Source organism: Cylindrospermopsis raciborskii Cr2010 (genome assembly GCF_003367075.2).
Lineage (GTDB): Bacteria > Cyanobacteriota > Cyanobacteriia > Cyanobacteriales > Nostocaceae > Raphidiopsis > Raphidiopsis raciborskii.
Genome location: NZ_CP065936.1, coordinates 129,201 through 140,553, shown reverse-complemented (window position 1 = coordinate 140,553; position 11,353 = coordinate 129,201). Strand labels below are relative to the sequence as shown.

Here is an 11,353-nt window from a genome sequence, read left to right as displayed (position 1 = left end):
ATAAATTTAAATGTAATTGATGAAATGGAAAAAAGAGGTTAATTTTTTGCAATTATAGTAGTTTGGCACAATAGAAAATGACTTTATATGGCTAAAGATTTCTCCTGGTTGTATCGTGGTGTGGCGGAAATTTTTCCCCAATCCCATGATACTGATAGTGAAACTGAAAGTTTGGAAAAGCGTTTATTAAATGCTGACCATCCTTTGCGAATTAAATTGGGTATTGATCCTACCGGTGCGGATATTCATCTGGGTCATAGCATCCCAGTTAGAAAACTGCGGGCCTTTCAAGATGCTGGTCATACTGCGGTTTTGATTATTGGTGATTTTACTGCTAGAATTGGCGACCCAACAGGTAAGTCAGATGTGCGTCGTCAACTGACAGAAGAGGATGTGTCACAAAATGCCCAAACCTATCTTGAACAGGTAAGACCAATTTTAGATTTTGACACACCTGGGAGATTAGAGGTACATTATAATTCTCAATGGCTTTCCGGTTTGGATTTAGCCAAAATATTAGAGTTGCTGTCAACCATGACAGTGGGTCAGATGTTGGCTAAGGAGGGTTTTGCCGAACGTTATAAAAAAGAGAATCCTATTTTTCTTCATGAGTTCCTCTATCCTTTGATGCAGGGTTTTGATTCGGTGGCTATTAAATCTGATGTAGAATTGGGCGGTACTGATCAGAAATTTAACATTGCAGTAGGTCGGGATTTACAACGGCATTTTGGTTTACGTCCTCAGTTTGGTTTACTATTGCCCATTTTAATTGGAACTGATGGTATTCAAAAAATGTCTAAGTCCCTGGGCAATTATGTGGGGTTGTCGGAACATCCCTCCCAAAAGTACCAGAAACTACAAGGTGTTCCGGATCATCTGCTGACTCAGTATTTTGAATTACTGACGGATTTACCTTTAGACACCTTGCCAGATAATCCACGAGACCGCCAACAGTTCTTAGCTTGGGAAATTGTCCGCCAATATCATGGTGAAATCCAGGCTAATCAGGCCCAGGAGGCGGCAAAAAGTAAGGGGAAGGAAGGCGTATTACCGGAGTTTTCTTTGGCTAATATCACTCAATTCCCTGCCAAATTAGCTCATATTCTCTCGGCTTCTGGTTTGTGCAAAAGCACAGGGGAAGGTAAAAGAAAAATTCAAGAAGGTGGTGTGCGCTTGGACAGTGAAAAGATTACCGATGTGGATTTGACCTTTTTTGGTCCCGGAGATTTATCTGGTAAAGTTTTACAAGTAGGTAAAAAGAACTTTGTTCGTATTGTTCCATAGTTATCCATCCTCATAAATCACAAGTAAAAGTCCATGATTGCCAGTGAACGGATTATTGTTCCCTTAGATGTGCCAACTTTAGATCAGGCGATCGCATTAATAGAATTGCTACCAGACGTGTCCTTTTGGAAGGTTGGTTTAGAATTATTTACCAGCGTTGGTCCGAGGATTCTGGATGTTTTAAAATCCCGCCAGAAGCGAGTTTTCCTAGATTTAAAGTTTCACGACATTCCTAACACAGTAGGGAGTGCTTGTCGTGTTGCTGGTACTTATGGGGTGGATTTGTTGACAATTCACGCAACTTGTGGTAAGGATTGTCTTATGGGGGCGATGGACGCATTGTTCCAGGGAGCTAGTGGTGCAGCACCACCAAAATTAATTGCCATTACCTTGTTGACTAGCATTTCAGCACGAGATTTAGCTTTTGACTTAAAAATTCCCTTGGAATTGCCTGAATTCGCATTACAAATGGCACTCTTGGCTGAAAATGCTGGTTTAGATGGGGTAGTTTGTTCTCCCCAGGAGGTAGCACAACTGCGGGAAAGTTGTCGACCAGATTTTTTGTTGGTTTGTCCTGGAGTGCGCCCAGTGTGGGCCAATAAGGATGACCAAAAACGTTCTTTGTCTCCCGTGCAAGCTTTACAATCTGGTGCTGATTATTTAGTAATTGGCAGACCTATCACTGCTGCTACTGATCCGTTGAGCGCCTGGGCAAAGATATGTGAGGAACTAGGTTCAATTCAAAATCTATCATCTACTAGCTGAGAAAGTTCATCTATGAACTTTTGAGAAATCCCCGGTTTTCTAAACCGGAGGAGCTTAATGACTAACCACTAACCATTGATGATTTATGATTATTGGGTGTTGTGATTGTGAATAGACTATTTTTCCTACCTTATTCCTTTTATTACTGCCTATTTGTTTTTTTATCTCCTACCTACGCTAAAAATACTGCTTATGAACCCATAAACTACCCATCCAAAACCAAATTTACCACTTCTTGTTCTCAACAGAGTTGGGAAAATTTAACTACTCAGTTAATGCTTGATTTACCTAGTTATGCCAATCGGGTGACCCAACGTTCTCGTCGTCTTGGTCTAGGTGTTGACCTTTATCCCTATGTTATGGTAGCGGGGAGATCTGAGTTTAAATCTTTACCTTTAAATCCTAATATTAATACGGATTCCAGTTATGTATCCAAAGGTGTGGAACAGCTATTTTTTACTACGTTAGAACGACAATATAGCAAGGAAAAATCAATAGAGTTACAACAGTTCCACTGGTTATTTGTGACCAAAACTCCATCAGGTTGGCGATTGGTAATGATGTTTAGCCAAGCAGGTGAATATCCATTAAAATCAGTTATATCCCCACCTAGAAATAGTAGTAATGGAGTTATTGCGCAAGCTGTTAAATTGTGGTTACGAGACTGTCAAGCAGGAAGTTTAAGAAGTTAACTAATGTTAGATTGTTAATATATTTTGCGATCGCCCAAAAATCCTGAACCAAGAACAGAATTTAGCTAGTTTTAGTTTTTTATGAGCAATCAAGAACGGATAGATAACATGGAAAACCAACTGATTGATATTAGATTAGCTGTGAGCGCACTTCTAGAAACATCTGTTATATATCAGCGCAACTTTGAGGTGATGCAGCGTAACTTTGACAATGTGGTTGTAGAAATGAGACAGATGCAATCAGAAATTAGAGAAATGCAATCAGAAATGAGAGAGATCCAGTTAGAAATTAGGGAGATGCAATCAGAAATCAGAGAGATGCAATCAGAAGTAAGAGAAATACAACTAGATGTGAGGGGTTTACAAACTGAAAATCGTCGCATTTTAGATATTCTCCAAAATCTTCCACCTGGGGGAAATTATGAGTAATCAAGAACGGATGGATAGCATGGAAAACCAACTGATTGATATTAGATTAGCTGTGAGCGCACTTCTAGAAACAGTGGCTATACATCAGCGCAACTTTGAGGTGATGCAGCGTAACTTCGACAGTGTGGTTATAGAAATGAGAGAGATGCAATCAGAAATTAGAGAGATGCAATCAGAAGTAAGAGAAATACAACTAGATGTGAGGGGTTTACAAACTGAAAATCGTCGCATTTTAGATATTCTCCAAAATCTTCCACCTGGGGGAAATTATGAGTAATCAAGAACGGATGGATAGCATGGAAAACCAACTGATTGATATTAGACTAGCTGTGAGCGCACTTCTAGAAACAGTGGCTATACATCAGCGTAATTTTGAAGTAATGCAGCGTAACTTTGACAGTGTGGTTATAGAAATTAGAGAGATGCAATCAGAAGTAAGAGAAATACAACTAGATGTGAGGGGTTTACAAACTGAAAATCGTCGCATTTTAGATATTCTCCAAAATCTTCCACCTGGGGGAAATTATGAGTAATCAAGAACGGATGGATAGCATGGAAAACCAACTGATTGATATTAGACTAGCTGTGAGCGCACTTCTAGAAACAGTGGCTATACATCAGCGTAATTTTGAAGTAATGCAGCGTAACTTTGACAGTATGGTTACAGAAATGAGAGAGATACAGTTAGAAATTAGAGAAATGCGATCAGACACTAGAGAAATGCAATCAGAAATTAGGGAGATGCAATCAGAAGTAAGAGAAATACAACTGGATGTGAGGGGTTTGCAAACTGAAAATCGTCGCATTTTAGATATTCTCCAAAATCTTCCACCCGGGGGAAGTTATGAGTAATCAAGAACGGATAGATAACATAGAAAACCAACTGATTGATATTAGATTAGCTGTGAGCGCACTTCTAGAAACAGTGGCTATACATCAGCGTAATTTTGAAGTACTGCAGCGTAACTTTGATAGTGTGGTTACAGAAATGAGAGAGATACAATCAGAAGTAAGAGAAATACAACTGGATGTGAGGGGTTTACAAACTGAAAACCGCCGCATTTTAGATATTCTGCAAAATCTTCCACCACAAACGGATGGATAACAAACCAACTAATTGATATTAGATTAGCAGTAAGTGGGCTCATAAAATATGCAAAACTGCTTTACCAGGAAAACTTCTTTCCATCAACTTTTGTGCTATGTTGGCAACTTCGTTCCATGACGCTTCTATCTCAATATGGGGACGTAATTGGGCAGATTCCACTAGCTCCAACAACCATTTTAACCCTATAGCCGCTGGTTCTTGTTTCAATTCATGAAATACTATTAACCCATATATACTCGCACCACCAAGAGCATAAAGATTGCCTGCGTTAAAGGTTACTTCCCTTCCCCCAGTAGCTCCAAATACCACAGCTGTTCCATTAGAGTCCAGAAAATTGAGAGCTTGACCAAGAATATTACCACCTACAGAATCTACAATCAAGTGATAGGGTCCGTATACTTGAGCAGATGAAATATCCTCACCAATGACCACGTGACGAGCTCCCGCTTGTTTGACTACAGATTCATATTTAGATTGTCGTAGATGTGCAACTACTTTTGCTCCGCTTAATCGAGCCAGCTGAATGGCAAAGTTACCAACTCCACCAGATGCACCAGTAATTAACACGGATTTATTCAGTAGAAAACCACCTTTTTTCATGATATGGTAAGCTGTTAGACCTGCTATCGGTAGGGTAGCAGCTTGAGTAAATGATACAAAGTGTGGTAATTCGGACAGAGAATGGGTGGGTACTGGGACTAACTCTCCCCATGCACCACTGGGAACATAACCTACTACCCGTGTTCCCACAGCAGGACCAGAACCATCAGCAGCGGATTTTTCTACAGTACCAGCTAAATCCCAACCAGGACGCCAACCAGGAGTAGCTGTACTAGCACGTCTGAGTTCACCGCGATTTAATGAAGTTGATGCAACTCTAATCAAAGCTTCATTCGCAGTGGGTGTGGGTACGGGAACTTCTTTTATTGTTAAGCGCCCGGGTATATTAGGGTCAACTACAATAGCACGCATTCTATCACTCATAATTATCAATCAAAAAGATTCAAGATATTAAGATACATCAAATTTCATTTCTTGCCAATTTATTTGGTATTCCTTCACAACCACCAGGTATGGTAGTTCTGGATTTCTCTCCACACCAAGCACAACAATAGTAACGAGTTGATTCTGACATTCTTTGTACATCAGTAAAATCCACGTTCTCTACCACTGCTCCTGTATGCTCCCCTGTTTGATAGTTAGGAGGTTCAGTACGACTGCGAGGTGAAGCTTGCTCTGCTGACCCATAAAACAAACGTATACCATTTAAATCTGCTTGGTTAATATTTGCCTCGTATAGTATAGCACGAGATAGGTTAGCTTTGACTAAATCGCAACCACTTAGGTTAGCATGAACTAAATTCACTTCCGTTAAGTCTGTCCAGCGTAAATCAGTATTTGATAAATCAGAACCCGCTAACATTACTCCTAAATCTATAACCCGGGTTCCATATAATCTGTCTTCAGCATAACCACCCATACCATCAAGAATGGGTCTACCTAGACGACGGTCACGTTGTAAAGGAGTGAGGAGTTTAGAGCGAGAAAGAAATCTGAGTATTTTGGCTTTTCCACTAGCATCTACACTACTAAGAATTGCAGAGGTGCGCCCTTCAGCGATCGCTCTTTCTTGGGGCCAATCTTCTAATAGTCCTTCCTCATCTAAGACTAAGTCAGAAATTCCTTGAAAGTAGGAATCTATGGTTTGTTGTTGGGTAATAATATTTTGCTGAACTGTGAGTAGATTTTGTTGAATAGTTAGATCTTTGGAAATTATATATTGTCTCCAGGCCACATAAACGGCAATTATAGCTATAAAAATTTGACCCAAAGCTCCAAACCAATCTGCTATACTTCCTAAAGTATCCCAATTAATTTTCTGAGTTTCCTTGATGAGAACATTACCTAAACCCAAGAATTTTAAGCTGCCAATAATGGCAAAGGTAAGGGCGACAAAACCTAAAAAAATCTTCTGATCTTGTGGAGAAACCCACTCTTTAATAATTGCTCTCAACCAGGGTAAAAGTAGTTTTAAGCATAGGAAAATATTCAATATGGTGCTGATAACACCCAGAAAACTATTATTAATAGTCGCACTGATAATAGTCAAGGCGATCGCCAGGAGGGTAAAGATAAAATCTTGAGAATTAGCACCGGAGGTCAGGGTAGTGTTGTGGGAGAAAATAGAGGTAGATTTTTTGAGAAAATTGGTATATTTCGGGGATTGTAAGAAGGAAATAGCAGTTAGGGCTTGTTGAGCAAAGAAACGTTCTGAAGCCAGTGTATTTTCACCCGCTTTACCATCAAAATCATCTGGGTGTAATTGATGATCTAGCAAATGGTTACCTGATAAACTGTGAGAATCAGGACTTAAATTAGAAGTTGAATTAGAATTAGACTCCACACTCATTACTTGCTCAAACCTCAGAAAACATTAAATAGTAAATATATAGGAGATACTAAATAGTAGATAGCCCCATTCCCCCGTCTCCTTAGACGATTCCAACCAACTTAGCACTCAAATTCCACATCTTTTCGGCTTTTGCATCATCACTAGCTTCATTAGAAACCTTTTGGGCAAAAGACTGACGATTTTTCTTTTGTCTATTACCCCAACTCCAATAGATTCCAGACTGATTGTAGGTTGGGTCAGCAACCACTTGTGCCACTCTTTCACCAGCTTGTTCTTCTGTCACAAACCCACCGGTAATATATTTTTGAAAAATGGGGAACAGTTTCTGAAATAGTGGATAGTGATTGCGGAAAAGTGCCGTGGTAGCTACACAACCTGGATAGAGGGAACTAAAGGTAATACCTGTAGAATCATGATAGCGACGGTGCAATTCTCGCATGGTCAAGACATTGCATACCTTACTATCTTTATAGGCTTTCACCGGCTCAAATTTTTTTCCATCAATCATAGAATAGGGAGCTTTAAATCCAGCTGCAAACCCTTGTAAATCCCCCAAATCAGGTCGAGGGGGAATTTTACCTCCTAGCTCGTTCGGGTTATGGGTAACCGTCCCCAAAATTACTAACCTTGGTTCGGGAGCAGAGGATTTTTTCAGATCCTCTAACATGAGATTGCACAGAAGAAAGTGACCCAAATGGTTCGTGGCCACACTCAACTCATAACCATCAGGACTATACAAAGGCTCTTTTAGTAAGGGCATGTAAATAGCTGCATTGCACACCAAAGCATCCAAAGTTTTACCAGTGGATCTGAACTCTTGTACAAATCTTCTGACACTATCCAATGACGCTAGGTCTAAATTTATTATAGTATAGCTATCCGGAGCAATTCCTACTGCTTGGGCCACTTTTTTGGTTTTTTCTAGATCCCGACAAGCCATAACCACATGCCAACCCCTGGCTGCCAGAGATTTAGCTGAGTATAAGCCCACACCAGAGGATGCACCAGTAATTATAACTGTTGAATGAGGTTTTTCCATGTTTATATTTAAAATGTTGACTGTATTTTGGTTTTTATTGTGACATTCTACCGCAATAGCGGAGATTTTTAGGCGATTCTCACTAAAGTCCACTTAATTGTAGCAAGAAGTGCCTCAAATGTAAAGCCTTCCTATATGGGGACTGAGCTTCCAAACCATAATTTCCGATCATTCCTGTAAAATCCTTGACTAAATACACTAAAAATGATATTGTTTTTAGTGTATTCTTAGTCTTTTTTTACTAGAGTTGTTGAAATCTTTATTTTTCAACGGGGAAAATAAAAGATAATTAGTCCTATTATGGTTGATTTAGATACCTCATTGGCTGATTAAACAATCATAAAATTATGCTAGGAGATGATATTTTGCGTAGTTGTAGTATGTTTATTTTTCGACGCTTGATTACATCTGGGTTGATTGGTTTCCTAGTAAGCAGCTGTGCTGATGCAGCCCAATCTTCTACGGAATATACAAAACAAATTGTTCAGGAAAATAACGTAGCACGGCTAATGGCCCAGGTTCAGGATAGTCAAAAAGTCTCAAATCTATTGAGTCAGGGCAATGGTTTCTTAGATAGGGGACGCTACGAAGAAGCACTTCAGCTCTATAACCGGGTAATTGAAATTCAAAAGGATAGTGTACCATCATGGGTAAATAGGGGAAATGCTCTATTATCGCTAAAACAATACGAAGAAGCATTGAGATCTTATAATCAGGCGATCGCCCTCCGCCCTAACAAAAATGAAGCCTGGTATAATCGAGGAAATGCCCTATCAGCATTAGGTCGTTACGAAGAGGCAATAAGGTCATATAACGAGTCTATAGTGATTGAGCCAAATAAATTTGAGGCATGGATAAACAAGGGAATTGCCCTGACAAAACTAAGACGCTACCAGGAAGGTTTGGCATCCTATAATCAAGCAATTAGCATCAATCCGAATTTCGCCGCCGCATATTATAATAAGGCTTGTAATTATGCCTTACAGAAGCAGACAGACTTAGCTGTGAAGTCTTTAGCCAAAGCTATTAAGATGGAACGTCAAAAATATACTGAACTAGCAAAAGCAGATAATGACTTTATTCAAGTTAAGTATAACAGGGAATTTCAAAATTTACTGAAATAAACACCATTTTCAATTAACTTAATTTCAGCAAAAGACCCCCGATTTATCGGGGGTTGTAAAAATCACTTTTTCGGTAATCTTTACTAGCTGGCCAAAGGATTGGCAAAAACGAAGGTTGCACCTGCAGCATTCACTCCGTTAAGAGTAGCAATTAACACACCATTTAGGCTGATATCACTACCACTGAAGGTGAGGTCACCCTTAGAGTTGGCAACCTGGTTAGTAATGCCTATTACATCCGTACCGATGGTGTAGTCAACAATCGTGTTAGATGCTTTTAACTTGGTAGGGTCATCAGTGAGAATCCAAAACTGATCCGCACCAGCACCACCAGAGATTATATTACCTCCACCTTCACCCACGAAGAACCGGTCATCACCTTCACCACCGATGGCACGACCATTAACACCGAGGTAGAAGATATCATTACCCACACCACCAGAGATCCGGTAGCCACTGGCATCTGTGGCATAAAATACATCATTACCACTGCCGCCAAAACCCCGATCCTGATCATTTACCGTTATTATATCACTACCACTCCCCGTAAAAATACGATTTTGTCCCTTCAGAGTTAGGGGCAAAGACAAAGTAGTATCCACCTCATCATTTCCAGCTCCGGTCAAGATCAGGTCATTGATACCATCTGCCTGACTATTGGGGGCATTAGCAATGACCATATCAGATCCTGGTGTAGTAGTGACTAGCTTAGCTTCTAAGACCGCCACAGTAGCCTCAGGAGTTAAAGGAATATTAATCACCGATCCTTCATCCGTGACCAGCATAACCACCGGATCATCATAAACGCGGCGCTCAGTTGCCACAAGGTTATAGGTTGCATCCAGAATGGGGAAACTGTAGACCGGCGTAAACTCAATTTTGGCAGTGATTCCTGCTATAGGAGTGAAAGGTTCAATATTTACCTCCAAATGACCATAATGTTTGCCTCCGTCCACGAGTTGAGGCACACCATCAATCACTTTCCAAACCTCCGCTTCACTTTGATCGGCAGTCCACTGACTGTACTCATTATAACTAAGCAAAGGAGTACTCACCCCAGATCCCGTGCGCTTTTCACCCCGTAATCCATCACCGGACACACCAACATCGTAGTAAGTGACCCCAGTGCCATCTGCATTTTGATCGACAAAACTACGCTCAAACATCTCACTATGACCAGAGAGAACAGCAGCAACACCATAGGTTTCAAACATTCCTTGATATTGGCGTAGAGGTGTACCGCCCTGACCAGTGGATAAGTCATGATTCATAGGTTGTCCATGCTCGCCACTACTATAGGGAACATGGTGAAACTGTACAAAAATGATTTGACCATTAGCGCGCGCATCTTGAAGTTGGGCCTCTACCCAGTTCCACTGAGTACTACCGGGGTTAAAGTCTGCCAGATCAGTACCGCCAAAGCTTTCGTACTGTTGACGGGTATAATTATCCTGGGTGTCTTTTCCCGGATCAGTAAAAGTAGTACCAGTGACCTTAGGTGGCTGACCCGAACCACCATAGTTACTGCGGCGATCATCCGGTTCCCCATTAGAGCTATCTAGAGTGAGGATAGTCACAGGACCATAGTCTACCCGGTAGTAGTTGTCCCGGTGAGTTGGAGTTCCATTTTCCGGACTATCAAAGTAAACATGGTACTTATCTCGCCCAAACTTTGGTCCAAAACGGCCATCAGCATCCGTACCATACCCCCCGTTGAGAGCGCCAAAATTTTCCCAGTTCCCCAGGGCGGGTAAAATGGCGTACTTAGACAGCCCACTATCAAACTCCCCGGCGTTGTGACGGAAAAATTCATCCCAACCTGGTTGGTAGCCACCCCCTTGTACCAGGTCTCCAGGCATGAGTAAAAAGTCCGGGTTTCTACTGTTGACAATATTCAAGTTCTCTTGATACCCCTTAGTTTCCGTCAGCGCATAGCGCAAGGTTTGGGCAGCGCCAGAACCAGAGGTGCCAAAGGTGGTAGCCCACTGACTACCCGTTAAGCTAGGACGCTCAGAACCCTCCGCCAATAAACCTGGTTGCCACTCCCGATAGGTGATTCGCCCACGGGGTTCTGTTTCACTGTCGGACATGGCAATGAAGCGAATACTAGACCATTCTGTAGCAAGGGGAGCAGTTTTAAAGGTAGAAGTAAAGGTAGCACCCCCTTGGGCGACGGTGTAACTATAAGTCTGATTTGAATCTAATCCGTCTAAATTTATTCTGTGCTTGTAATTATTGTTGTCGATTAACCAACTATTTGCCAACCCCGTGATGGTCTGATTTTGCTCCGCAGTGGTGTAGGCGAGTACGGGTTCAAAGGTGGGATTACTGGTTAACACTAAAGGACTGGTCAAACCTGGGCCAGTCACTGTAAGAGTACCGTCCACATCTTCTGTAGTAAACCAAGTGACAGAAACCCCATTGGAAGAGGGATTTTGCAGATAGGGATTAACGCGAAATTTGCTCATGAATTTAAGAATAGGTTAATTAAGTTAAAGT

The 11,353-nt window shown here is 41.1% G+C and carries 13 protein-coding genes; 9 read left to right on the top strand and 4 right to left on the bottom strand.

Going from position 1 to position 11,353, the window contains the following annotated elements; genetic code table 11:
- Positions 1-87: 87 nt before the first annotated feature.
- The 8 genes from tyrS to C6N34_RS00585 all read left to right on the top strand — a co-directional run bounded on the left by tyrS (position 88) and on the right by C6N34_RS00585 (position 4,275).
- Positions 88-1,284: a tyrosine--tRNA ligase gene (gene tyrS / locus C6N34_RS00620; protein ID WP_006278486.1), complete on the top strand. Its 1,197-nt coding sequence runs from the start codon at positions 88-90 to the stop codon at positions 1,282-1,284.
- Positions 1,285-1,317: 33 nt separating this feature from the next.
- Positions 1,318-2,049 carry an orotidine-5'-phosphate decarboxylase gene (gene pyrF, locus C6N34_RS00615; RefSeq protein ID WP_057178069.1) on the top strand — a complete coding sequence of 244 codons (732 nt, stop codon included), beginning with the start codon at positions 1,318-1,320 and terminating at the stop codon, positions 2,047-2,049.
- Between the two features lie 107 nt (positions 2,050-2,156).
- Positions 2,157-2,741, top strand: coding sequence for a hypothetical protein (locus C6N34_RS00610; protein ID WP_006278484.1), 585 nt, complete (start codon positions 2,157-2,159; stop codon positions 2,739-2,741).
- 81 nt (positions 2,742-2,822) lie between these two features.
- The gene (locus tag C6N34_RS00605; protein ID WP_115538982.1) at positions 2,823-3,170 is read left to right on the top strand and encodes a hypothetical protein; all 348 of its coding nucleotides are present in this window, start codon (positions 2,823-2,825) and stop codon (positions 3,168-3,170) included.
- A complete protein-coding gene (locus C6N34_RS00600) occupies positions 3,163-3,447 on the top strand; it encodes a hypothetical protein (protein WP_115538981.1) in 285 nt (94 codons plus the stop codon). Before C6N34_RS00605 ends, C6N34_RS00600 begins: the two co-directional genes overlap by 8 nt.
- Positions 3,440-3,703 (top strand): hypothetical protein, encoded by a 264-nt coding sequence (locus C6N34_RS00595; protein ID WP_115538980.1) that lies wholly within the window; start codon positions 3,440-3,442, stop codon positions 3,701-3,703. Before C6N34_RS00600 ends, C6N34_RS00595 begins: the two co-directional genes overlap by 8 nt.
- Positions 3,696-4,022 (top strand): hypothetical protein, encoded by a 327-nt coding sequence (locus C6N34_RS00590; protein WP_115538979.1) that lies wholly within the window; start codon positions 3,696-3,698, stop codon positions 4,020-4,022. Before C6N34_RS00595 ends, C6N34_RS00590 begins: the two co-directional genes overlap by 8 nt.
- The gene (locus tag C6N34_RS00585) at positions 4,015-4,275 is read left to right on the top strand and encodes a hypothetical protein (RefSeq protein WP_115538978.1); all 261 of its coding nucleotides are present in this window, start codon (positions 4,015-4,017) and stop codon (positions 4,273-4,275) included. The genes C6N34_RS00590 and C6N34_RS00585 overlap by 8 nt, the downstream gene beginning before the upstream one ends.
- A gap of 39 nt (positions 4,276-4,314) precedes the next feature.
- Here the strand turns inward: C6N34_RS00585 and C6N34_RS00580 are convergent, their stop codons facing one another.
- The 3 genes from C6N34_RS00580 to C6N34_RS00570 form a co-directional block, all read right to left on the bottom strand.
- Positions 4,315-5,262, bottom strand: coding sequence for a zinc-binding dehydrogenase (locus C6N34_RS00580; RefSeq protein WP_115538977.1), 948 nt, complete (start codon positions 5,260-5,262; stop codon positions 4,315-4,317).
- Between the two features lie 37 nt (positions 5,263-5,299).
- Complete coding sequence (locus C6N34_RS00575; RefSeq protein WP_057178089.1) at positions 5,300-6,688, bottom strand: pentapeptide repeat-containing protein; 1,389 nt, start codon at positions 6,686-6,688, stop codon at positions 5,300-5,302.
- 82 nt (positions 6,689-6,770) lie between these two features.
- Positions 6,771-7,730: a protochlorophyllide reductase gene (locus tag C6N34_RS00570; RefSeq protein ID WP_057178094.1), complete on the bottom strand. Its 960-nt coding sequence runs from the start codon at positions 7,728-7,730 to the stop codon at positions 6,771-6,773.
- Positions 7,731-8,077: 347 nt separating this feature from the next.
- Here C6N34_RS00570 and C6N34_RS00565 point away from each other — a divergent pair, with 347 nt between their 5' ends.
- Positions 8,078-8,854, top strand: a complete 777-nt coding sequence (locus C6N34_RS00565; RefSeq protein ID WP_082604675.1) for a tetratricopeptide repeat protein — start codon at positions 8,078-8,080, stop codon at positions 8,852-8,854.
- Positions 8,855-8,937: 83 nt separating this feature from the next.
- Here C6N34_RS00565 and C6N34_RS00560 read toward each other — a convergent pair whose 3' ends face one another.
- Positions 8,938-11,322 carry a metallophosphoesterase gene (locus tag C6N34_RS00560; protein WP_115538976.1) on the bottom strand — a complete coding sequence of 795 codons (2,385 nt, stop codon included), beginning with the start codon at positions 11,320-11,322 and terminating at the stop codon, positions 8,938-8,940.
- Positions 11,323-11,353: the final 31 nt, after the last annotated feature.